Origin of the sequence: Rhodococcus sp. Chr-9 (assembly GCF_000801125.1) — a bacterium.
Taxonomy (GTDB): Bacteria; Actinomycetota; Actinomycetes; order Mycobacteriales; family Mycobacteriaceae; genus Rhodococcus; species Rhodococcus pyridinivorans.
On record NZ_JTIZ01000122.1, the window covers coordinates 583,125 to 605,948 of the forward strand.

At 69.2% G+C, this 22,824-nt stretch carries 23 protein-coding genes, 1 pseudogene and 1 riboswitch; of the genes and pseudogenes, 11 read left to right on the plus strand and 13 right to left on the minus strand.

All coding sequences use genetic code 11. The annotated features are described in order from the left end of the window. The first annotated feature begins 15 nt into the window (after positions 1-15). Complete coding sequence (locus QR64_RS21840) at positions 16-1,092, plus strand: ferrochelatase (protein ID WP_006551520.1); 1,077 nt, start codon at positions 16-18, stop codon at positions 1,090-1,092. A gap of 13 nt (positions 1,093-1,105) precedes the next feature. Here QR64_RS21840 and QR64_RS21845 read toward each other — a convergent pair whose 3' ends face one another. Continuing rightward, complete coding sequence (locus QR64_RS21845) at positions 1,106-1,786, minus strand: winged helix-turn-helix transcriptional regulator (protein WP_024100829.1); 681 nt, start codon at positions 1,784-1,786, stop codon at positions 1,106-1,108. Positions 1,787-1,955: 169 nt separating this feature from the next. Between QR64_RS21845 and QR64_RS21850 the strand changes: the two genes are divergently transcribed. Further along, a complete protein-coding gene (locus tag QR64_RS21850; protein WP_039587168.1) occupies positions 1,956-2,786 on the plus strand; it encodes a class I SAM-dependent methyltransferase in 831 nt (276 codons plus the stop codon). A gap of 51 nt (positions 2,787-2,837) precedes the next feature. On the opposite strand, the gene QR64_RS21855 is transcribed toward QR64_RS21850, so the two are convergent. After that, positions 2,838-3,647 carry a hypothetical protein gene (locus tag QR64_RS21855; protein WP_033096634.1) on the minus strand — a complete coding sequence of 270 codons (810 nt, stop codon included), beginning with the start codon at positions 3,645-3,647 and terminating at the stop codon, positions 2,838-2,840. Between the two features lie 82 nt (positions 3,648-3,729). On the opposite strand from QR64_RS21855, the gene QR64_RS21860 reads away from it, so the two are divergent. From QR64_RS21860 to QR64_RS21875, 3 genes are all read left to right on the plus strand, one after another. Further along, a complete protein-coding gene (locus QR64_RS21860; protein ID WP_006551524.1) occupies positions 3,730-4,563 on the plus strand; it encodes a DUF3097 domain-containing protein in 834 nt (277 codons plus the stop codon). A 631-nt stretch (positions 4,564-5,194) separates the two neighbouring features. After that, the gene (locus QR64_RS21870; RefSeq protein WP_033096636.1) at positions 5,195-5,635 is read left to right on the plus strand and encodes an NfeD family protein; all 441 of its coding nucleotides are present in this window, start codon (positions 5,195-5,197) and stop codon (positions 5,633-5,635) included. 2 nt (positions 5,636-5,637) lie between these two features. Further along, positions 5,638-6,879 carry an SPFH domain-containing protein gene (locus QR64_RS21875; protein WP_006551527.1) on the plus strand — a complete coding sequence of 414 codons (1,242 nt, stop codon included), beginning with the start codon at positions 5,638-5,640 and terminating at the stop codon, positions 6,877-6,879. Between the two features lie 57 nt (positions 6,880-6,936). Here QR64_RS21875 and QR64_RS21880 read toward each other — a convergent pair. Next, positions 6,937-7,925, minus strand: a pseudogene (locus QR64_RS21880) (DMT family transporter); the annotation flags it as partial. Between the two features lie 142 nt (positions 7,926-8,067). Further along, positions 8,068-8,158: riboswitch (glycine riboswitch) on the minus strand. A 132-nt stretch (positions 8,159-8,290) separates the two neighbouring features. Here QR64_RS21880 and QR64_RS21885 point away from each other — a divergent pair. Both QR64_RS21885 and QR64_RS21890 read left to right on the plus strand, forming a co-directional pair. Continuing rightward, positions 8,291-9,616 carry a DUF2254 domain-containing protein gene (locus QR64_RS21885; protein ID WP_183079134.1) on the plus strand — a complete coding sequence of 442 codons (1,326 nt, stop codon included), beginning with the start codon at positions 8,291-8,293 and terminating at the stop codon, positions 9,614-9,616. Between the two features lie 77 nt (positions 9,617-9,693). Next, entirely contained in the window at positions 9,694-9,903 is a 210-nt protein-coding gene (locus QR64_RS21890) for a DUF2945 domain-containing protein (protein ID WP_006551530.1), read from the plus strand. Positions 9,904-9,920: 17 nt separating this feature from the next. Here QR64_RS21890 and QR64_RS21895 read toward each other — a convergent pair whose 3' ends face one another. The 3 genes from QR64_RS21895 to QR64_RS21905 all read right to left on the minus strand — a co-directional run bounded on the left by QR64_RS21895 (position 9,921) and on the right by QR64_RS21905 (position 11,437). Beyond that, a complete protein-coding gene (locus QR64_RS21895; RefSeq protein ID WP_039587173.1) occupies positions 9,921-10,436 on the minus strand; it encodes a hypothetical protein in 516 nt (171 codons plus the stop codon). After that, a complete protein-coding gene (locus QR64_RS21900) occupies positions 10,433-11,014 on the minus strand; it encodes a SatD family protein (protein WP_039587175.1) in 582 nt (193 codons plus the stop codon). Before QR64_RS21900 ends, QR64_RS21895 begins: the two co-directional genes overlap by 4 nt. 81 nt (positions 11,015-11,095) lie before the next feature. Then, on the minus strand, positions 11,096-11,437 hold the full coding sequence (locus QR64_RS21905) for a DUF6875 domain-containing protein (protein ID WP_019289313.1): 342 nt from the start codon (positions 11,435-11,437) through the stop codon (positions 11,096-11,098). On the opposite strand from QR64_RS21905, the gene QR64_RS21910 reads away from it, so the two are divergent. Further along, positions 11,420-12,154 (plus strand): thioesterase domain-containing protein, encoded by a 735-nt coding sequence (locus QR64_RS21910; protein WP_235367266.1) that lies wholly within the window; start codon positions 11,420-11,422, stop codon positions 12,152-12,154. The genes QR64_RS21905 and QR64_RS21910 overlap by 18 nt on opposite strands. Here the strand turns inward: QR64_RS21910 and QR64_RS21915 are convergent. Next, entirely contained in the window at positions 12,133-12,804 is a 672-nt protein-coding gene (locus QR64_RS21915; protein ID WP_006551536.1) for a TVP38/TMEM64 family protein, read from the minus strand. The genes QR64_RS21910 and QR64_RS21915 overlap by 22 nt on opposite strands. Positions 12,805-13,082: 278 nt before the next feature. Here QR64_RS21915 and QR64_RS21920 point away from each other — a divergent pair, with 278 nt between their 5' ends. The 3 genes from QR64_RS21920 to meaB are packed head-to-tail and all read left to right on the plus strand — an operon-like array spanning position 13,083 to position 18,252. Then, the gene (locus QR64_RS21920) at positions 13,083-14,948 is read left to right on the plus strand and encodes a methylmalonyl-CoA mutase family protein (RefSeq protein WP_033096641.1); all 1,866 of its coding nucleotides are present in this window, start codon (positions 13,083-13,085) and stop codon (positions 14,946-14,948) included. After that, positions 14,949-17,195, plus strand: coding sequence for a methylmalonyl-CoA mutase (gene scpA / locus QR64_RS21925; RefSeq protein ID WP_006551538.1), 2,247 nt, complete (start codon positions 14,949-14,951; stop codon positions 17,193-17,195). Positions 17,196-17,202: 7 nt separating this feature from the next. Beyond that, complete coding sequence (meaB, locus tag QR64_RS21930) at positions 17,203-18,252, plus strand: methylmalonyl Co-A mutase-associated GTPase MeaB (RefSeq protein WP_019289316.1); 1,050 nt, start codon at positions 17,203-17,205, stop codon at positions 18,250-18,252. Positions 18,253-18,487: 235 nt separating this feature from the next. On the opposite strand, the gene QR64_RS28365 is transcribed toward meaB, so the two are convergent. The 6 genes from QR64_RS28365 to QR64_RS21955 form a co-directional block, all read right to left on the minus strand. Then, positions 18,488-18,799, minus strand: a complete 312-nt coding sequence (locus QR64_RS28365) for a hypothetical protein (RefSeq protein ID WP_235367267.1) — start codon at positions 18,797-18,799, stop codon at positions 18,488-18,490. A 20-nt stretch (positions 18,800-18,819) separates the two neighbouring features. Further along, positions 18,820-19,041, minus strand: coding sequence for a hypothetical protein (locus tag QR64_RS28370; protein ID WP_006551541.1), 222 nt, complete (start codon positions 19,039-19,041; stop codon positions 18,820-18,822). Positions 19,042-19,337: 296 nt separating this feature from the next. Then, positions 19,338-20,375 carry a sulfite exporter TauE/SafE family protein gene (locus tag QR64_RS21940; protein WP_006551542.1) on the minus strand — a complete coding sequence of 346 codons (1,038 nt, stop codon included), beginning with the start codon at positions 20,373-20,375 and terminating at the stop codon, positions 19,338-19,340. 293 nt (positions 20,376-20,668) lie between these two features. Beyond that, the gene (locus QR64_RS21945; protein WP_033096643.1) at positions 20,669-21,904 is read right to left on the minus strand and encodes a saccharopine dehydrogenase family protein; all 1,236 of its coding nucleotides are present in this window, start codon (positions 21,902-21,904) and stop codon (positions 20,669-20,671) included. Positions 21,905-21,918: 14 nt separating this feature from the next. Further along, positions 21,919-22,299 carry a DUF2784 domain-containing protein gene (locus QR64_RS21950; protein WP_006551544.1) on the minus strand — a complete coding sequence of 127 codons (381 nt, stop codon included), beginning with the start codon at positions 22,297-22,299 and terminating at the stop codon, positions 21,919-21,921. A gap of 61 nt (positions 22,300-22,360) precedes the next feature. Continuing rightward, positions 22,361-22,729 (minus strand): universal stress protein, encoded by a 369-nt coding sequence (locus QR64_RS21955; protein ID WP_006551545.1) that lies wholly within the window; start codon positions 22,727-22,729, stop codon positions 22,361-22,363. Between the last annotated feature and the right edge of the window lie 95 nt (positions 22,730-22,824).

Consider the following 22,824-nt stretch of genomic DNA (forward strand, 5'->3'; position numbering starts at 1 on the left):
ACGGAAGGCACTCCCATGACGAACACCCCCGGGGCGTACGACGCGCTGATGCTGCTGTCGTTCGGCGGACCGGAAGGACCCGACGACGTGCGGCCGTTCCTCGAGAACGTCACCCGCGGACGAGGGATCCCGCCGGAACGACTCGACGAGGTCGCGCAGCACTATCTGCACTTCGGGGGTGTCTCGCCGATCAACGCCTTGAACCGGGCGATCATCGACGCCGTCCGCGCCGAGTTCGACGTGCACGGTATCGATCTGCCGATCTATTTCGGCAACCGCAACTGGCATCCCATGGTCGAGGACACCGTCGCGCGGATGCGCGACGAAGGGATCCGTAACGCCCTGGTGTTCGCGACCTCCGCCTGGGGCGGCTACTCGGGTTGCCGGCAGTACCACGAGGACATCGCGCGGGCGCGGGACGCCGTCGAGGACGCCCCGCAGCTGACGAAGCTGCGGCACTTCTACGACCACCCGCTGTTCCTCGATGCCGTCACCGACGCCGTGCGCGCGGCCCGCGTCGAACTCGCCGACGACGTGCGCGATTCCGCGCGCGTGGTGTTCACCGCGCACTCCGTTCCGACCTCCTTCGACGCGACCGGTGGTCCGCCGGAGGAGGGCGGCCGTCTCTACAGCCGGCAGGTCGCCGAAGCGGCGCGGTTGGTGGCCGAGGCGCTCGGCGAGGGCGACTACGACCTGGTGTGGCAGTCGCGGTCCGGTCCGCCGCAGGTGCCGTGGCTCGAACCCGACATCGTCGACCACATCGATGCGCTGCACGAACGGGGAGTCCGAGCCGTCGTGGTCGTGCCGGTCGGGTTCGTCTCCGATCATCTCGAGGTCGTGTGGGATCTCGATACCGAGGCTCGCGATCGGGCCGCTGAGCTGGGCATGGGCTTCTCTCGTGCGGCGACGGCCGGAACCGACCCGCGCTTCGCGCAACTCGTCCGCGAGCTCGTCGAGGAACAGCGGGAGGGGGTCACCGCCCGTCGCTGCGGCACCGAACCGCTGCTCGGGTCCGCGTGCAACGGGAGCCTGTGCGCCGTCGGGTGCTGTGAGCCGCCGAAACGCCCGTCCCGGCCCGCCGCGAACGGATAGATGCCTCCGAGCCTCACCGGGCGGAGTGCCCGGCCGGTGAGGCCAGAGGGGAGTCGAACCAGCGGGGCAGCGATCGGCGCAGGGCGCTCGGACCGTCGACGACTACGGCGCCCGAGCGCAACGCGTCCGGCCAGGTCGCTTCGCCACGCCAGATCTCGGTCAGCTCCCGCAGTCCCGTCGTCACCCGGATCGAGACCTCGAATCCCGGGTCCTCGTCGCACACGTCGACGTCGTGCGGCGTGATGACCATCCACCACCGGCGCGACGCGTGAGTGACCGTCGGGAAGACGAACTCCACGACCACCCGGGATTCCGGCAGGGCCGCATGGTCGACGTGCCGGTGCATGTCCCACATCAGCAGTCGCGGATCGAGGTCGACCTCGCCGAGTTTCCCGGTCCACCGCGTGCCCCACGCACCGAGTGCGTCGACGACGGTCTCGAGATCGCGTCCCGCCGGGGTGAGCACGTATCGGACGTCGTTTCCGTCCTCGAGGCGCTGCACGATGCCCGCCGCTGTGAGCTGGTGCATCCGCTTCGACAACAGCGTCGGCGACATGCGGGGCAGGCCGCGTCGGAGGTCGTTGAACCGTTCGCTGCCGAGCACGAGTTCGCGCACCACGAGCAGCGTCCACCTCTCGTCGAACAACTCCATCGCCTTGGCGACGGGACAGAACTGGTGGTAGGGCGGGCCCATGATCGGATCGTAGGCCGGTCCGACCGCCGCGACCAGCACGGATGAGCGGCGGTGCAGTACAGATTGTGTACTGGAGGACACCGCGTCCGCGTTCCTACAGTCGATTCGTGACCCGGGCCGCTTCCGAGACGGTGCCGAAGCCGGGTCCCTCGACAGGAGGAATCCTCTGATGACCGACATCTCCACGACACACGACGCCGATCTCGCCCTGAAGGCCAAGCACCGGGCGATGTGGGCACTCGGCAACTATCCAGCGGTGGCGACCGAGGTCATCGCCGAACTCGGCCCCGCTCTCGTGGCCGCGACCGGAATCGGTCCGGGCGACCGTGTCCTGGACATCGCCGCCGGATCGGGCAATGCGTCGATCCCCGCCGCGCTCACCGGTGCGACGGTGCTCGCGACCGACCTGACCCCGGAACTGTTCGAGGTCGGCCGCCGTGACGCCGAAGCGGCAGGTGCGACGCTCGACTGGCAGGAAGCCGATGCCGAAGCGCTTCCGTTCGACGATGCGAGCTTCGATGCCGTGATCTCTTGCGTGGGAGTGATGTTCGCGCCCCACCACCGGGCCGCGGCCGACGAACTGCTCCGGGTGACCCGCCCGGGCGGACGTATCGGGCTACTGAGCTGGACCCCCACCGGCTTCATCGGGCAGATGTTCGCGACGATGAAACCGTATGCGCCACCGCCCCCGCCGGGTGCACAGCCGCCGCCGCTGTGGGGCGACGAGGTGCACGTGCGCGAGCTGATCGGCGACCGTGTCACCGACCTGCAGGCACGCACCGAGAACCTGCGCGTCGAACGCTTCGCGACCGGGGAGGACTTCCGCGAGTTCTTCAAGTCCGCCTACGGCCCCACCATCGCGGTGTACCGCAACATCGCGGACGACCACGATCGGGTCGCGGCTCTCGATCTCAACCTGCTCGAACTCGCCCAACGTCACGATCTCGGTGGGGGAGCGATGAATTGGGAGTACCTGTTGGTCACCGCGCAACGGAGTTGACGCGCACTGGAGTCGACGCGCACTGGAGTTGACGCGCACTGTGGGCCGCGGTCAGTGATGGTGCTCGGCCCGCAGAGCCGCCGCGACCGCACCGGTGCGGGCCTCGCGGACCGCGGCCCACAGCGGCTGCAGCGCGCCCTCGCGGCCGGTGGCGGCGGACACCGAACCGGCCCGCAGACCCCCTCCGCGACCGGCCACGGTGAGGATCGCCGCGACCTGGTCTGCGGTGTCGAGGACGCGCACGGCACGTGCGGGCAGTGACGGGGGATAGCGGTGCCGCGCGAGTTCGGCGACCTTCTCGGCGATCTCCGTCCGCGGATCGGTGCGGCGCCCGTCGGTGCCCACCGTCGGGATTCCGCTCAACGCGGAGGCGGCATCACGAACCGCCTCGCGGATCGCGAACTCGGCCGCACCGAGACCACCGTCGACCGCGATCTCGGGTACCGCCGGCAGCGTGAAGACGTTCCACCGTAGGACGTCCGGACCCTCGATCACGGGTACCAGACCCAGCCCCGGGGTTCCGGGCGCTCCCACGACGACGCCTTCACCGGCAGCCAGCGCCGCGGAGGCGAACGCCGTACCGGCAGGCAACGCGCGGACGTCGCCCGGGGCGGGAAGGACGAGATGCAGACCGGCGCCGGCGGCGGAATCGACGCGGCGGATCAGGGTGAGCAGCAGGGCGGCACCGTCGGCGACACCCTTGTCGGGCAGATCCGCCGCGGAGGCCGTCGCCGCATCGTGGGCACCCACGAGATGCATCGGCGCCCACTCGTGCAGCGCATCGATCACATCGTCGGGGGAGGCGTGACCGGACAGCCACGACCCCGCCCACACGGTCAGCGTCAGGCTCGGAGAACTCACCCCGAAAGCATACGGCGACCGCGCACGGCGGTCCGGCGTGGCAGCGCGAGCGGTCCCGCGCAATGTCCTAGGGTGGACTGGCGTGAGCCCACGCGATATCTACGGCGGCGACATCTACGCCGGCCACGCCCGCACCAAGAAGAAGGCCGTTCCCGAACTCGCAGCGGAGCGCGGCGTCGTCGTCGAGGACGCCGCATCCGGCTGGTGCGGCGCGATCGTGGGAATCGAGAAGACCCACGACGGCGACTTCGTGCGGCTCGAGGACGCGCAGGGACGCACCCGTCTGTTCGCGATGCGCCCCGCGGCCTTCCTGGTCGACGGAGCACCCGTCACCCTCGTCAAACCGAAGATCCGTCCCGCCTCCGCACCGACGAGATCCGCCTCGGGATCCACCCGGGTGGAGGGTTTGCGCGCACGCGTGGCGCGGGGAAGCCGGATCTGGGTGGAGGGCGTGCACGACGCCGCCCTCGTCGAACGGGTGTGGGGGCACGACCTGCGGGTCGAAGGCGTGGTCGTCGAACAACTCGAGGGCCTCGACAATCTCGGCGCCAGGCTGGCCGAGTTCGAACCCGGCTCGGGCCGACGCGTCGGTGTGCTCGCCGACCACCTCGTCACCGGGTCCAAGGAGGAGCATCTCACCGCGAATCTAGGTCCGCACGTGATGGTCACCGGCCATCCCTACATCGACGTGTGGCAGGCCGTGAAACCGAAGGCCGTGGGCATCGACGCCTGGCCCTCCATTCCGCGCGGACAGGACTGGAAGACCGGCGTCTGCCGTGAACTCGGCTGGGGCACGCCGCAGGACGGCTGGCGGCGCGTCTACAACGCCGTGAACTCCTTCCGCGATCTCGAATCGCACCTCATCGGCGCCGTGGAGCGCCTCGTCGACTTCGTCACCGAACCCGACGAGGGCTGACCGAGCGCAACCATGACGGTGGGGTGGGTGTCCTGGAGCGACAGCGCCCGGAACAGGAACATCGGCCGGATGCGGCGGTCTGCCGGCGACCGGACGAAGGTGCGGTCGGCGACGGGTACATCGTCCTCGATGTTTGCGCGAACGCGCTGTGCGGGAGTGACTTCCATTGCCGGACTCCTCGGGTGCGAAGCCTGGGGAACGGATGCGGACATCAGCTGTCGGTGGAGGGGGAGGGCGGCTTCGTTGTCGACGAATCGTCGTGCGACCGGGTGGTAGCGAACGGTGCGGACCGCTTCGACGATCCATTCGACGGCGCGCTCGTACGGGTCCTCGATGTCGTCGATGGCCGCGTGGAACCGCCTGACGAGCTGATCGAGCTCCCACGAGGAGTGAACGCGCGGGGGTGATGCCGGTAGTTCGGGGACGGTATCACCGATTTCCCAACGGCAAAAGGATGTGTTTCGGCTGCCTCCACTTATGAAGCCGGGGTGAAATTCCGGTCGGGACGGAAAGCCGAAGAATATAGAATTACCGACCTGAGATCTTCCCTGCGGAAAGCAGCCTCGAGGACGAGGGGCCAAGACCGCTTCCTCCACCAGGGCATCTGCCAGGATGTCCGATTTGTGGTTCGATGGTGATCGTGGCCGCATTGATTTGGTTGATCGCCGGAGTGGCGTTGGCGGCCGGCGAAGCGCTCACGGGCGATTTCGCGCTGCTGATGCTCGGCGGTGCAGCGCTCGTCACCGGCGGTGTCTCCGCGGTGACCGATCTGCCCGTCTGGATCGACGCGGTGATTTTCGCCGTGACCTCGCTGGTTCTGCTGCTCGGTGTCCGGCCGATGCTGAGGCGCCGGTACTCCCAGCCGCCCGCTCTGCCCACCGGGATCGACGCTCTCCCGGGCAAGCACGCGTTGGTCCTCGAGCAGGTGGGGGAGCATTCCGGGCGCGTGAAGATCGACGGTGAGGTGTGGACCGCCAGGCCGCTGGACGCCACCGAGGTGTACGGGCCGGGAACGACAGTGACAGTGATGCAGATAGACGGCGCGACTGCCGTCGTGTGGAGGGGTGTCTGAGGATGGAAGCTCTGATCGTGCTCGCCGTAGTGGTGGCACTGGTCGTGGTGGTCGTGGCCAAATCGGTATCGCTGGTACCGCAAGCGGAGGCCGCGGTCATCGAACGTCTCGGCCGGTACTACCGGACGGCGTCGGGTCAGCTCACCTTCCTGGTGCCCTTCGTCGACCGCATCCGCGCGAAGGTCGATCTACGCGAACGTGTCGTCTCGTTCCCGCCGCAGCCGGTCATCACCCAGGACAACCTGACGCTGAGCATCGACACGGTCGTGTACTTCCAGGTGACGAACCCGCAGGCGGCGGTCTACGAGATCAGCAACTACATCGCCGCGGTCGAGCAGCTCACCGTCACCACGCTCCGCAACGTCGTCGGCGGAATGACCCTCGAGGAGACGCTCACCTCCCGCGACTCCATCAACGGTCAGCTCCGCGGTGTGCTCGACGAAGCGACCGGCCGATGGGGCCTGCGTGTCGCCCGGGTCGAACTCAAGAGCATCGATCCGCCGCCGTCGATCCAGGAATCGATGGAGAAGCAGATGAAGGCCGACCGCGAGAAGCGCGCGATGATCCTCACGGCCGAGGGTCACCGTGAATCCGCGATCAAGACCGCCGAGGGCGACAAGCAGTCGCGCATCCTCTCCGCCGAGGGTGCGAAGCAGGCCGCAATCCTCGAAGCCGAGGCCGACCGGCAGTCGCGGATCCTGCGCGCGCAGGGTGATCGCGCGGCGCGCTACCTTGAGGCCCAGGGCGAGGCGAAGTCCATCGAGAAGGTCTTCGCCGCGATCAAGGCCGGCAAGCCCACTCCGGAGCTGCTCGCCTACCAGTACCTGCAGACCCTGCCGCAGATGGCCCAGGGCGATGCGAACAAGATGTGGGTGGTGCCGAGCGACTTCGGCAAGGCGCTCGAAGGATTCGCGCGGACGCTCGGCGCGCCCGGCGAGGACGGCGTCTTCCGCTTCGAGCCGAGTCCTGTCGACGAGGAACTGCAACGGCCCGAGGACGACAGTGCCGAGGTCGAGGATTGGTTCGCGACCAAGCGCGATCCCGAGGTGGCCCAGGCCGTCGCCGAAGCCGAGGCGGTCGCGCGCAAGCCGGTCGACCCCGCAGTGCGGACGGGTCTCGCCACGGAGGGGACGCAGAGGGGTGCCGGTGAAGTACAGTCGGCGTTGCCCGCAACGCCGCCGGCGCAGCGCTGGATGACGAACGACGCATCCGAGCAGCCGGCCGAGCCGCCGCAACAGCAGTAACGGAAACCGATGACGAGTGGGAGGGCGCGCCGACCGGCGCGCCCTCCCACTCGTCANGGCAGTGCCATCGCCACCACGATGAGACCGGCGCCCGCGGCGGCGAGCACGGTCACGGACTCTCCGAAGGTGACCATGCCGATCGTCAGCGCGACCACGACTTCGAGGTAGGACAGGCCGGACAGTTCTGCAGCGCGGAGGTGCTTGCCTGCGACGACGAGCAGCCCCAGCGCGAACAGACCGCAGACGACGAAGAATCCACCGGCCCACAACCAGTGCGTCGCGGTCATCCCCGACATGTCGGGTCGGGTCACCGCGACCATCCCACCTGCCGCGACGGCGCCGAAGACGAAGTTCCACAGGGACCGGACGTCGGACGGAATGTCGGTGCGATAGCGGTAGCACAGCAGGGCCCCGCCGTAGAAGACTCCCGAGGCGGCGCCCAGCACGGTACCCAGCGTCTCGTGCTCGCCCCCGGACGATTCACCGCCCACCAGGCCGGCGGCGAGCAACATGCCGGCGAACGCCGTGCCGATCGACAGGGCGTCGAGGCGACCGACCCTCTCCTTCAGGAACACCCGGGCGAGGGCCGTCGCGACGACGGGGCCGAGGTAATGGAGAACCACGGCACGGGACAGGTCGGTCAACACCGTGGCGGACAGATAGGTCGCGAGGGACAGTCCGAGGAGCACACCGCCACCGACGACCGACCAGGACAGGCGGGTCCGGCGCAACTGTCCGAGGCGGCGGGACAGCGCGATCAGGACGAGCATGCCGATCGCTCCGACCGCCATCCGCCCGAGCGTCAGTGCTTCACCGAGCACCGCGCCTTCGGGAGTGGCCTTGCGGCCGAACAATCCTGCGGCGCCCATCGCGGTCGCGGACAGCACGATCGCGGCGATCCCGAGTCGCCGGTTCGTACGCGGCGGCGACTTCGGGGCGGGGGAGGGAGGGAGAACAGGGCCACGCGACTCGGTCGGTGCAACTTCGGGGCGCTGCTCGAGCAGCGCATGATCGGCGCGCAGGGGCGCGCCCAGGGAAACGGTCACACGTCTACCTCGGGTCCAGGGTGCACGAAACGAGCACCAGCGGGTGTTGTCGTTCCCCGCTCTGTCATCGGACCTGAGAGCTTTCGCGGACGGAGCCGCTTACACCTTCGGTGAACCCGGAAGAGTTGCTTTCCAGAGGAGCCTCGCCGTGGCGGTCTGGGGGGCCTGAGAGATTCCCGGGGAGGTTGCTCCTTCGGCGCCCGCTGTGTGCGGGACTCTCCCGCCGCGGTTCGGTGGCTGTTCAATTGTCCGTCGAGTATCTCATGGACTTGCCGTAACCGTGCCGTAGGGGACATCCGGTGCGTGTGCCCACAGCTCGCTGCGAGTGCCCGCGGTACGGATTGCGGATGGTTAGCTTGGTCGACATGAGTGCTCTGCCGAGACCGTGGATGCAGTTGCGGATCGCCGCGGGCGTATACCGATTCCGGGAGAGTCTGTTCGCGCTGCCCGCGCTGGTCGTCGTCGCCGGAGCCGTGCTCGCGGAGGTGAGCGGCTACATCGATCGGGTCTTCGGCCCCTTCGCGTGGGGCATGAAGATGAACAGCAACGCCGCGATCTGGCTGCTGAGCACCGTGGCGGGTGCCACGATCACCACCGCCGGTGTCGTCTTCTCGTTGACCGTCGTGAGCCTGCAGCTGGCCAGCAGCCAGTTCTCGCCGCGGGTGATGCGGTCCTTCATCCGGGATCGGGCCAGCCAGACGGTGATCGGGGTGCTGGTGGCGACCTTCGTCTACTGCGTGCTGACACTGCGCCACATCGGCGCGGACGACGCCGCACCTGCCCCGACACTGTCGACCACCCTCGCTGTGGTCCTCGCGGTGTCGACCGTGGTGCTCATCATCGCCTATCTCAACCGGCTGGCCCACGGTCTGCAGGTCGGGGAGGTGGTGCGCAGCATCGCCTCGGAGGCCGAGAAGGTCATCTCGAACACGAGCCGGAGTTCGCGCGGCGAGATCCACGTCGACCGGGTGCCGGAGCCGGATTTCACCGAGGGGGCGACGGTGTACGCCCGGCGCGACGGCTGGGTGACCCAGGCGCCGGCCGAGCTCGTTCTCGCCGTGGTACCGCCGGGTTCGGTCGTGCGGATGGAGACGCGTCCCGGCGCGTACATTCACTGCGGGGAACCGCTGCTGCGGATCCATCCGAAGCCGGAACGGGCGGTGATCCTGCGGCGGCTCGAGGCGGCCGTGGAGATCTCGAACACGCGCACCATGCAACAGGACGTGGACTTCGCGCTGCGGCAACTCGTCGACATCGCGCTGCGCGCACTGAGCCAGGCGATCAACGACCCGACGACCGCCACCGAGGTGGTGCTCCGGCTCGGCAGTCTGCTGCGCACCCTGCTGGTCACCGACAGTCCGGTGCCGGCGATCGGGGGTGCGGACGGCCGGATTCTGCTGCGTCCGTGGATCCTGTCGCCCGACGAGTACATCGAGCACGCCTTCGAACAGATCCGGCAGGCCGGCTCGGCGCAGCTGCACGTGGCCACGGCGCTCGCCCGGGTGCTGCGCATGCTCATCGATCATCTCTCCGAGCAGGGGCGCACCGGGTCGGTGCCGGCCTTGCAGCACCAGTTGCGTCTGCTCGTCGACGCGGTGGTCGCCCGGCCCGAGTTCCGTCCGGAGGACCTCGAACGTTTCCGTGCCGTCGCCGAGGGGTCCGCGGATCCCGCGGAGCATCGGACGGACTGATCGTCTTGGGGTGTAGGACCGATGGGAGACGGTTATCCGACTGCCACAGGAAGCGAGCCGATCGGGAGGACGACGACATGGCGACCCACTTCTCCGTCGGTGACCATGTCCGATGGAACTCCGAAGCCGGATACGTCGAGGGTGTGATCATTGCGAAGCACACGGAGGACGTGGAGTTCAAGGGGCGCACGCGGCGGTGCAGCGAGGACGAGCCGCAGTACGAGATCCGGAGCGACAAGACCGATCACGTCGCGATGCACAAGGGGAGTGCGCTGAAGAAGACCTGACGGTGGAGATCCCGGCGTCAGGTGATCAGCGCCTGCCCGACTCCGCACACCGCGACCGCCCACAGCACCGAGGTGGACGTGCCGATGATGAACTGTTCGGAGGCGTTCGGTTCGCGTAGTTCGGGATAACGGGCGAGACCCTTCACCGCCATGATGACGGCGATCCCTTCAGGCCATCCGGCGAGGATCGAGGCGGTGACCGCTCCGCGTTCGAGCACGCCGATGACGCGTCCGCCGCGGAGCGGGCCCGGGGGAGGGGTGGGCTCGGGACCGGCATCGGGTTGCCGGCGCGCGATCCGGAACGCCACGAGGACCGCGGGTCCGCCCCCGGTGATCGCCGCCGTGGCGGTGAGAATCAGCGTGGCCGCGAGCGCGACTCCCTGAACCGGTGTGGTCGCGGTGGCGGCGAGGGCTGAACCGGCGAGACCCGCAATGCTCAACGAGGCGGCCGGCCACACCGGCATGCTCGGGCGCAGCGCGAGTGCGGGTCCGAGAGCAGCCACGGCCAGGCACACCAGTGAGAGGGCGGTCAACGGTCGGCCCTTTCCATGAGTCGCCGCACGAGTTCGCGTCCGGCCAGTTCGGCCTGCCACCCGGCGGTGGCGAGGCGCTGGGACACCGCTTGTTTGCTGATGCCGAGACGCTCGGCGATCCGCGCCTGCGACAGGCCCTGACGAGCGAGGTCGACCGCCTCGTGCCCCTGGTCTGTGCGGCGCAGGACGACGGTGGCGAGCAGGGTGAGCGCGGCGTCGACGTCGGCGGTGGCCTCGGTGTCGTCGCCTTCGGCCGCGACCTGCCCAGGGGCGTTCTTGGCGCGTTCGACGGCGGTGCGGGCGTGTTCGAAGGCGGGTCCGCGGCCGGCGCGTGTCTGTTCGGGGAGCGGGGTCTCCACCGGGCCGATTCCCACCCCGATACTCCAGCGTTCCCTCCGGAGGAGGTCGAGGACGAGATCGACGACGAGGGCGGGATCGTCCGCGACGGCCTGGACCTCGTCGCCCGCGGTGCGATCGAAGGGCCGTACCAGCGGAACATCCTGCAGTTCGGTGAGGAGGTCCGCCACGCGGTCGATGTCTCGGCGGCTGCTCCGCTGGTCGACCGTCAAGACGAACATGCGTCAAGTGTGAGGGCTTGATTGTCGATAATCAAGACCTGAAGCTTGACGACCGGAATGTGAGACAGGGACGCGTACAGCCTATCGGCCCGGCTCGTTCCCCGTCAGCTCATGATGTGCGGTGATCGCGTCCACCGCATCGCCGTCGTACTTCATCCGTTTCGCGATGGTGAGGCGGAGTGTCGACGGCAGTGCCGGGGCGAACTTCTTGAAGTAGGCGCACAGCCATTCCTGGCGACCAACGAGAAACGGGAAATCGGTCGTCATCATGTGGCGGGCGACCAGCATCGGCAACGGGGCGTCGAGTGGATGGAAGTCGTGATTCCACAGACCCGGCTGGGTGCAGCCCGGGTAGAACTGGCCGAGCATGAAACCGTGTTCGACGAACCGCGACTTGAATTCCGTGTGGACGACGTCGATCACCTCGAAGCCGCTGAGGTCGCGATCGGCTTGTCCTGGGTGTACGCGGGACTGCTGCGCCACCTGCCGGATCGGCCGGTGTACGGGCTGCAACTGCCGTACCTCTCGGGCGGACCCCTCGACGCGACGCCCGCCGAACTGGCGCACCGCTACGTCGAGGAGATGCGGGCCGTGCAACCGCAAGGTCCCTACACCGTGCTCGGCTGGTCCCAGGGCGGGCTGATCGCCCACCACATGGGTGTCGAACTGCGCGCCGCGGGGGAGACCGTCGACCTGGTCGTCCTCGATTACTACCCGCTCGAACGCGAGCGGCGTGCCCACACCCACGCGGAGCTGCTGGCGGGACTGGGCATCGAACTGCCCCACGCGACGCCGAACGAGATGACCTCCGAGCAGCTGCTCGACGCGGTGAACCGCAGTCTCGGGCACGAGACCGGACTGTCCACCGCCGACCTGGAGCGGATCCTCACGGCCTATGCGCACGTCCATCGGGCCGCGCCGACGCTCGACCTGCGATGTTTCGACGGCGACCTGCTGTTCGTCGCCGCGGCGCGATCGCTCGGCACGGACGACGGTGCGTCACCGGCCCTGTGGCGGCCGTGGGTGTCCGGCACGATCACCGAGCACACGATCGACTGCGACCATCTGGAGATGATGACCCCGGCCGCGCTCGCCGTCCTCGGTCCGATTCTGGCCGACTATCTCGTCGCCGGATCCTGATCCGGCTCGACGACGGCGTCGAGCGCCGAACCGGCGGGCTCGGGGAGTCGAGCCTCGAGCAACAGCCCGGCGAGACCGAGCGCGATGCACACCCCGGTGATCACCATCAGCCGCGGATCGGTCTGCCCGGTCAGGGCGTCGCCGAGGAGTACGACCGCCACGGTGCCCGGCAGGATGCCCACGACCGTCGCGAGTGTGTAGGGGACGAGACGGACCGCCGAGACGGCGCAGCAACAGTTCACGACGAAGAACGGGGCGGCGGCGATCAGCCGCAGGGAGCCGACCGCGAGCCATCCGCGGCGTGCCAGCCGCAGATCGATCGCTTTCGCCGCCGGGTGCGTGAGGCGCGATTCCACGGCCTTGCGTCCGACGGCCCGCACGAGCAGGAACGCCAGGACGGCGCTGACCGTGGAGGCGGCGACCGTCACGCCGATACCGACGGCACTGCCGAACAGCACGCCGGCGCTGAGGGTGAACACCGTGCGCGGAATCGGGGCGATCGTGACCAGGGCGTGGACGGCGAAGAACGCCAGGACAATTGCCGGGCCGTGCACCGATTCCGACCACTCCCGGATCTGGGCGATCGTCGGATGCGGCACCACGAGAGCTACGACGACGAGAGCCGCCACCAGGCCCAGGATGCCGAGCACTCTGCGGTCTGCGGCAAGCCTCGTCACGAGCGTCCACACTACCGGCCGGGCGGTCTCTTGCATCCCCGCGAGCAGAGTGACGAAGGCGGCACGATAACGTTCCGATCGAGGACGTCGTTATCGAGCGCTAGAAAAACTGTGGTGATCCCCACAACGATCGCGCGATGTGCGGGGATAGCATCACACCGAAGGCAACCTACCCATTTCGAGGTTGCCCACCTCCGGCCGACAACGCCGTCCGTACAAAGCCTGCAAACCCGCAGTAGGAGGAATCGCCCGTGTCATTAGCTGCAGAAGCCGAGGATGCCGCGCGCGCATATGCGCAGTGGCAGGACGCGGTGGCGGGGGTGCTGGCCAAGTCCCGACGTGTCGACCCGGCCGAACTCGGACCCGAGCCGCAGCGTCTGCTCGAGACCACGACCTACGACGACGTCACCGTCGCGCCGCTGTACGGCGTCCGCGACGAGCGCGACGAAGCGCCGCTGCCCGGTGAGTTCCCGTTCGTCCGCGGCGGCTCGTCCACGCGCGACGTCAACACCGGCTGGCTCGTCGACGTCCGGTTCACCGGCACCGACGCGGCCTCGGTCAACGAGCGCATCCTCGACGCGCTGAACAACGGCGTCAGCTCGGTGTGGCTCGGTCTCGGCGCCGGCGCGGTCCCCGTGGACGCGCTCGACACCGCGCTCAACGGTGTGCTCCTCGACCTCGCGCCGGTCCGTCTCGACGCCGGTGCCGACGCGGTCGCAGCGACCACCGCCGTGTACTCCGTGCTCGACAACCGCACCGATATCGAGGACCGCGCCGCCGTGCGCATCTTCCTCGGTGCAGCGCCGCTCACGAGCGCGTTCTCCGAGCGTCCCGACGTATCTCTCGACGAGGCCGTCGAGCTGGCACGGGCCGCCGCCGACCGCACCGAAGCGGTGCGTGCCCTCACCGTGGACGGCACCGCCTTCCACAACGCCGGTTCGTCCGACGCCGAAGAACTCGGTGCCGCGATCGCCGCCGGCCTCGATTATGTGCGAGCACTCGTCGACGCCGGGGTTCCCGTTGCGGCCGCGCTCGGTCAGCTCGAATTCCGTCTCGCCGCGACCGACGACCAGTTCCAGACCATCGCCAAGTTCCGCGCGGGTCGTCAGGTGTGGGCGCGCGTCGCCCAGGTCGCCGGTGCCCCCGAGGCCGGCAACGCTCCGCAGCACGCCGTGACCTCCGCGGCGATGATGGCCCAGCGCGATCCGTGGGTGAACATGCTGCGCACGACCCTCGCTGCGTTCGGCGCGGGTGTCGGTGGCGCCGACGCCGTCACGGTCCTGCCGTTCGACTCCGCACTGCCGGCCGGTGTGCTCGAGGTGTCCGAGGCGTTCTCCGCCCGGATCGCCCGCAACACCCAGCTGCTGCTGCTCGAGGAGTCCAACCTCGGGCGCGTTCTCGATCCCGCCGCCGGTTCCTGGTACGTCGAGGAACTGACCGCGCAGATCGCAGAGAAGGCATGGGGCTTCTTCCAGGAGATCGAGGCGGCCGGTGGCTACCGCGCCGCTCTCGAGGCAGGGCTGATCGCCGAGCGTGTCGCGCAGACGCGTGCCCGCCGCGAGTCCGACATCGCGCACCGCACGTTCTCGGTGACCGGGGTCAACGAGTTCCCGAACCTGGCCGAGAAGCCGCTGCCGGTCGGTGTCGCCGAGGCCGGCGCGTCCGCCGCGCGGTACGCCGCACCGTTCGAGGCGCTGCGCGACCGCTCGGATGCCTACCTGGCCTCGCACGGTGCCCGCCCGCGGGTGCTGCTCGCCCCGCTCGGGCCGATCGCCGAACACAACGTACGGGCGACCTTCGCGACGAACCTGCTCGCCGCCGGTGGCATCGAAGCGGTCAATCCCGGACCGCTCGATCTCGACGCCGACCTGTCGTCCCTGGTGGGCGACACCGGAACGTCCGTCGCCGTGCTGTGCGGCACCGACACCCGCTACGGCGAGCAGGCCGGTACGGCCACCTCTGCGCTGCGTGCGGCGGGGATCACGACGGTGCTGCTGGCCGGACCCGAGAAGGCCGTGAAGGACGCGCAGGGGGACGATCGTCCGGACGGCTTCCTCACCGCGCGCATCGACGCCGTCGCCGCCCTCACCGACCTGCTGAACACTCTGGGAGCGTAAGTGAGCATCGAACACGAAATCGGCAGCTTCGCCGACGTCCCGTTGACGGACCCGGCCGCGCCGGCGCCCACCGCTCCCACCGCGGAGCAGGCCGCCGCGCTCGTCGAGTCCGTCGCCGAGGCGAACAACTACAGCACCGAAGACGTCGTGTGGTCGACGCCCGAGGGCATCGACGTCAAGCCGGTCTACACCAAGGCCGACCGCGACGCCGTCGTCGCCGAGGGCTACCCGCTCGGCAGCTACCCGGGTCTGGCCCCGTTCGTGCGCGGGCCGTACCCGACGATGTACGTGAACCAGCCGTGGACCATCCGGCAGTACGCCGGCTTCTCCACCGCCGCCGAGTCCAACGCCTTCTACCGGCGCAACCTCGCCGCCGGTCAGAAGGGCCTGTCGGTGGCCTTCGACCTGGCCACGCACCGCGGCTACGACTCCGATCACCCGCGTGTACAGGGTGACGTCGGTATGGCCGGTGTCGCGATCGACTCGATCCTCGACATGCGTCAGTTGTTCGACGGCATCGATCTGTCGCAGGTGTCGGTGTCGATGACCATGAACGGCGCGGTGCTGCCGATCCTGGCGCTGTACGTCGTGGCGGCGGAGGAGCAGGGCGTCAAGCCCGAGCAGCTGGCCGGAACCATCCAGAACGACATTCTGAAGGAGTTCATGGTCCGCAACACCTACATCTACCCGCCGAAGCCGTCGATGCGGATCATCTCCGACATCTTCGCGTACACCTCGGCGAAGATGCCGCGCTTCAACTCGATCTCGATCTCCGGCTACCACATCCAGGAAGCCGGCGCGACGGCCGACCTCGAGCTCGCGTACACCCTCGCGGACGGCATGGAGTACATCCGCGCCGGACTCGACGCCGGCATGGACGTCGACAAGTTCGCGCCGCGCCTGTCGTTCTTCTGGGCGATCGGCATGAACTTCTTCATGGAGGTCGCGAAGCTGCGCGCAGGTCGCCTGCTGTGGAGCGAGCTCGTCGAGAAGTTCGGGGCGAAGAACCCGAAGTCGAAATCGCTGCGCACCCACTCGCAGACCTCCGGCTGGTCGCTCACCGCACAGGACGTCTTCAACAACGTCGCCCGCACGTGCGTCGAGGCGATGGCCGCGACCCAGGGCCACACCCAGTCGCTGCACACCAACGCGCTCGACGAGGCGCTGGCACTGCCCACCGACTTCTCGGCGCGCATCGCCCGCAACACCCAGCTGCTGCTGCAGCAGGAGTCGGGCACCACGCGGCCCATCGACCCGTGGGGCGGCTCGCACTACGTCGAGTGGCTCACCCACGAGCTGGCCGACAAGGCCCGCGCCCACATCGCCGAGGTCGAGGCCGCCGGCGGTATGGCGCAGGCGATCTCGGAGGGCATCCCGAAGCTGCGCATCGAGGAGGCGGCCGCCCGCACCCAGGCGCGCATCGACTCCGGTCGTCAGCCCGTCATCGGCGTCAACAAGTACCAGGTGACCGAGGACCACGAGATCGAGGTCCTCAAGGTCGAGAACTCGCGTGTGCGGGCCGAGCAGCTGGCCAAGCTCGAGCAACTGCGCGCCGACCGGGACGAGGAGGCCACCCGCGCCGCCCTCGACGCGCTCACCCGCGCCGCCGGTGCGCAGAGCCAGGGTCTCGACAACAACCTGCTCGCGCTGGCCATCGACGCGGCCCGCGCGAAGGCCACCGTCGGTGAGATCTCGGACGCCCTGGAGAAGGTCTACGGCCGCCACCAGGCCGAGATCCGTACGATCAGCGGCGTGTACCGCGACGAGGCCGGCAAGGCCACCAACATCACCGCCGCAACCGAACTGGTCGAGAAGTTCGCCGAGGAGGAGGGTCGTCGCCCCCGCATCCTCGTCGCGAAGATGGGCCAGGACGGTCACGACCGAGGCCAGAAGGTGATCGCCACGGCTTTCGCCGACCTCGGATTCGACGTCGACGTGGGACCGCTGTTCCAGACCCCCGAAGAGGTCGCCCAGCAGGCGGCCGACAACGACGTGCACGTCGTCGGCGTGTCGTCGTTGGCCGCGGGTCACCTGACGCTGGTCCCTGCCCTCAAGCAGGCGCTGGCCGAGGTGGGCCGCGAGGACATCATGATCGTCGTCGGTGGTGTCATCCCGCCGGGCGACTTCGACGAGCTCTACGCGGCGGGTGCGGCGGCGATCTTCCCGCCCGGCACCGTGATCGCGGATGCGGCGACCGGTCTGCTGACCAAGCTCGCCGCGCAGCTCGGCCACCACCTCGGAGGCTGACGTCGGCATGAGCGACTCCTCGGTCGGCGCCGCGCAGACCCGCCGACGGCAGATCGACGTCGACGCCCTCGCCGAGGCCGTGCTCGCCAACGAGCGGGCCGGCCTCGCGCGGGCCATCACGTTGGTCGAGTCGACCCGCGACGACCATCGGGAGCGGGCGCAGCAGTTGCTGCTGCGCCTGCTTCCCAACGCGGGCAACGCGATTCGTGTCGGTATCACCGGTGTGCCCGGTGTCGGCAAGTCGACCTTCATCGACGCGCTCGGCATGCATCTGCTCGAGCAGGGGCATCGGGTCGCGGTGCTGGCCGTCGACCCGTCGTCGACCCGCACGGGTGGTTCGATCCTCGGCGACAAGACACGGATGGCGCGGCTCGCGGTGCAGCGGGACGCCTACATCCGCCCGTCGCCCTCGGCCGGCACGCTCGGCGGGGTCGCGAAGGCCACCCGCGAGACGATGGTGCTGCTCGAGGCTGCCGGTTTCGACGTGATCCTCGTCGAGACCGTCGGTGTCGGACAGTCCGAGGTGACCGTCGCGAACATGGTCGACACCTTCTGCTTCCTGACCTTGGCCCGCACCGGCGACCAGCTGCAGGGCATCAAGAAGGGCGTGCTCGAACTCGCCGACCTCGTTGCCGTCAACAAGGCCGACGGGGAGTTCGAACGCGACGCGCGGGTCGCCGCCCGCGAACTCGCCGGCGCGATGCGCATGGTGCATCCGCACGACGCGATCTGGAAGCCGCCGGTGATCACCATGAGCGGCATGACCGGCAACGGTCTGGACACCTTCTGGGACACCGTGCTCGAGCACAAGAAAGTGCTCACCGAGGCGGGCATGTTCGACGAGAACCGGCGCCGTCAGCAGGTGGACTGGACGTGGACGATGGTGCACGACCAGCTGTTGCGTCGTCTCGAGACCTCCCCGCGCGTGCGGGCGATCCGCAAGGACGTCGAGGCCGGGGTGCGCGACGGTTCGCTGACCGCCGCACTCGCCGCGCAACGCCTGCTCGACGCCTTCGACGGGGTGCACGACCCCGGAACGTCCGACGAGGACTCCTGATCCCGTGAGCCGCCGCACGATCGCCGTCACCGTTCTCGGTGCGTTCGCGATCGTCGCGGCGGCTCATCTCGTTTTCGGGTTCTCGCGCCCGATTCGGCGTTCACCGACGTTTCGCAGTGGTTCCTCATGCCGCTGCTCGCGCTCGGACTCGTTCTCGTCACGTCCGCACCGCGCGACCGGCTGGTCGTGGGCACGCTTGTGGCACTGGGAGTCTCATGGTTGGGGGACAGCTCACCTACATCGTCGCGTTGCGGCCGCACCGGCGGTCGAGCGTGCTGCGGACCCGCCATGGGTGGTCGGTCTCTACACCTTCGCAGTGTTCGCCATGGTCGCCGTGTGCGCTTCGGCGGCAGGGATTCTCGTCGTCCCGGTGGCGATCTACGCGTCGTGCGTCGGGGAGTAGTTCGAGACCGCCGGTTTCGAGGTCGCTCGCCGACGGGACGTTGCCGGATCCCGGTGGCAGGACGATCTCCACCGACCGGATCTCGTCGAGGTTGGTGACGCTGTCCGGGGTCTCCCATGCGCAGTAGACGCTGTACTCCTCCACGCCGCTCGAGGAGCGCAGGCTCAGTGCCGCTCGATGTAGGGGGCGACGGCGGGCGCGACATCATCGCACGAGTCGAAGCGGGCGAGGATGTCGCTGCCGAGGCCGGTCGGTTCGCTGACGGTGTCGGCGTCGAAGGTGGTGTCGGAGGTGGCGTCGTCGCCGGAGGAGCACGCTCCGAGGAGCAGGGCGCCGGCGAGGGTCGCGGATGCGACGGCGTATCGGGGCAGATTCCCACGGCGCATCGTAGCGTCCGCACGAGTTGTACGTGATCTTGGTTCCGCCCGGGCGGTCGAGGGCTGCGACACCGTGCGTTACAGCCCGAGAAGCTGCTTGGCGACCGCCACGGCACTGCCGGATCGAGGACCATCGCGGCATCGCGGCCGCCGACGGTGATCGACACGCAGGCCTGGGGGAGTTCGACGCCGGCCGCGGTGAAGGCGGTGCCGGGCCATGTCGATCGGCATGCTGTGCGCGAATCCGCCGGCCGCTTCGATGGCGGGATCGGGAAGCACCACCGCACGCGGGCATAACCGCGATATCAGGCCCCGTCGGGAGTCCGTGGTGACGTGGTGGAATTCAGGCGAGTTTCGTTGTGTCCGGGCACCTCCCGAGGCTCCGGACGGGCCCCGGGGAGAGGCGTCGCGTCGGTACCTTCGAGCAGTGCCGCCGGTGTCGGCTGCGCCAGCGGTTCGAGCGAACCGCTCTTCTCCGCGGGGGTGAGGCGCGAACGCTTCCAGGACACGATCAGCAGCGTGAGCCACGCAGCGACGATGGCGAGGTAGAGCACCGCCAGCGCCGCGCCGGAGAGGTCGACAGTCTTGGCGAGCTTGTGCGCGTTGGTCAGCACGATGACACCGCCGACGCCGGTACCGAGCAGCGTCGCAGGGACGCGGCTGACCAGCCAGGCCGCGACCGGCGCCGCGAGGGCACCGCCGAGCGCGAGACCGGCGACGATCACGAGATTGCCGAGGGAGTCGTGGCCGAGCCCGAACAGGAAGCCGACGCTCGCCGCGACCGCGACGAGGAACTCCGACGCGCTCACCGAACCGATCACGGTGCGCGGTGCCGTCTTACCGCGGGAGAGCAGGGTGCTGGTGGTGATCGGTCCCCAGCCGCCACCGCCGCTCGCGTCGATGAAGCCGCCGAAGAAGCCCAGAGGCGACAGGAATTTCGCGGTGTGCGGGGAGGTGCGGGCGTGGGCGACCGCAGGGGGTCGTACCGAGAAGCGCAACGCGACGTATACGCCGATGGCCAGCAGGATTCCGGCGGTCACCGGTTCGGCGGCCTCGGTGGACAGTCCCGACAGCACGGTCGCGCCGAGGAAGGCGCCGATGGCACCGGGAACACCGAGTCGCAGCACGACCTTCCAGTCGATGTTGCGGAACCGCCAGTGCGAGGCACCGGAGACGAGGGTGGTTCCGACCTCGGCGAGGTGCACGGCGGCGCTCGCGTGCGCCGGACCGACACCGCTGAACAGCAGCAGGGTGGTCGCGGTGACACCGAAGGCCATGCCGAGTGCGCCGTCGACGAGCTGTGCGCCGACACCGACGAGCGTGAAGATGAGCAGATTGAACATGCGTTGGCTCCGAAAGCTGGAAGAACCCGAAAAGTTGGACGAGCGGCGAAGCGCTCAGCAACACTCCCGGGTGCAACACAGACAATCGAAGCAGGCGCCGCGACGGGTCGGCCAGAACGGCATGAGCGCGAGACGAGCGGCCGGAGCCATCTCGGTACTCGTCGCAGCCATGGTCACGTCCTCAGGTCTCGTTCCGCGCGCGGATCGTTCGGTCCGGTCGAGCATAGCCCGTCGAAGCGACGGAGCCACACTCGGCGGGCCCGGCGCGCCGATCGGGCGCGCCGGAGGCGAGGTCAGCCGAGGCGGCGCGCGGAGATCTCGAAACCGGCCGTGCGGAGCCGTTCGGTCAGCACGTCCCCGAAGGCCACCGCGGGGGTGAGGACACCGCCACCGGCGTGCAGGGCCGCGCCGCCGAGGGCGAGCGAGAGGGCGGACTCGCCGAGCATCACGGCCGTGGCCTTGTAACCTGGGTCGCCCTGCGCGGAGAACCGCGCGGTGTAGCGAGCTCCCGATTCGGTCGAAGCGTACAGATCCACCGTGAAGTAACCGTTCTCGCGGGTCTCCTCCGACGGTCCCTCACCGGGCGCGGGCAGGAGCTTGTCGAGGACGAACCGCGTGGGCGGGAACGACAGGCCGGCGGCGAGGGCTCCCGTGCCGAGTCCGACGAGCCCGGCGAGGACGGGGGAGAGCGGTGAGGAGCCGACACTCATCACCTCCCGGTAGCGGAACCGGCGTCCGTAGGCCCAGTCGCGCAACGCGTTGCTGCGTCGCACGATGCGGGTGTTGTAGGAGGCCATCACGAACGGTGCGAGCCGCCCCGAAATCTCCGGCGCCACGGATTTGCCGTCGACGAACGCGAAGTCGTTCTGGCGACCGAGATCGGGTTCCCGAGCCCGATCGGGGGACAGCGAGTACGGGCGCGCGGCGATCTTCCGTGCGGCGGCATCCTTGCGGACCGCGTCGAGCTGTTGCCGGAGCGAATCGATGGTTCCGCCGCTCACCCCGCCGCGGAAGGAGCCGAGCACGAAGGTCGTGTCGGTGAGCGGCAGGTTGCCGTCGGCCTCCGCGGCGCGGTAGAGCGCATGGACGCCGAGGTCGGACGGGACGGAGTCGAAACCGCACGAGTGGACTATGCGGGCGCCGGTGCGCCGGGCCACGTCGTCGAAGCGGTCGATGCTCTCGCGGTGGAAGAGCACCTCGCCGGTGAGGTCGACGTAGTCGGTGCCGGCCTCGGCGCACGCCTGCACGAGCGGCAGCCCGTACGTGGCGTAGGGACCGACGGTCGTGATCACCACGCGGGTGGACTCGGCGAGCGCGGTCAGCGAGGCGGGATCGTCGGCGTTCGCCTCGATCAGCCGCCAGTCGGTTCCGAGGTCGGCGGCGAGCTTCTCGAGTTTGGTGCGTGAACGTCCTGCGAGTCCGACGGCGACGCCGTCGGGGAGGTTCTCGGCGAGATAGGCGGCGGTGAGGCGCCCGACGAAGCCGGTGGCGCCGTAGATAACGATGTCGAGATCCCGGGAGACAGTCATGCCCCTCACCCTACTCAGGAGTAAGTCTCGGGGGCGACCTTCGTCACACGGATCCGGCGCCACAGCACCACCCACGAGATGAGTACGGCGAGCGCGGCGAGGGCGCGGACCGCGCCGAGCGCGGACTCCGGGTAGATCACCCCGGTGAGGTAGTGATCGATGAATCCGCTCGGCGGCAGACCTTCCTGGCCGGCCTCGCGGCGTGCCCAGTTCTCCACCGCGGTCAGCGGGCAGTCGAACCCCACGGCCACCGAGGCCGCTCCCCACACCACCGCGACGACGTGCGCGACGATCGTGCGGGGCCACCGCCACGCGAGGAAACCACCGAACGCGACGTAGAGCACGAAGAGCAGATGCACGAAGGCCGTGAGGTCGGCGACCACCCGGAACGCCATGTGCCCAGGGTAGAACGAACGGCCTCGGAACGAACGCGGTTGCCGGAGGGCGGGCGGCGCCTCAGCCGGCCTTGATGACGAGCACCGGCACCGACGACTCGGTGATCAGCCGCTGCACCGCCCGCTCGACGAGGAACTTGCCGGTCGCGGTGCGCCCGCGGCTGCCGATGACCACGCGTTCGGCGCCGCTGCGCGCAAGCAGTTCGACGGTCGTGCCGACCGGATCGCCGTCGTGGACGGCCGAGAGCAACTCCCAGCCGTCGGTACCGGCCACCTCGCTCACCTGTGCCCGCACGCCTTCCACCTCGTCGGGTTCGTCAAGCGGGTGGAGCACCACCAGCGACTGCTGCCGGTCGGCGGCCTCCCGCACCGCGGCCTGCAGAGCGATCCGGCCTTCGGGGGTATCGGCGTGAACGACAGCGACAGTCATGACTCTCCTCGTGCGAGCCTGCGGGGACGTTATCCATTATCGCCGCGGCCCGGAGAGTGGGCCACGATCCACGGTGTGGAACCGGTCTCCCCAAA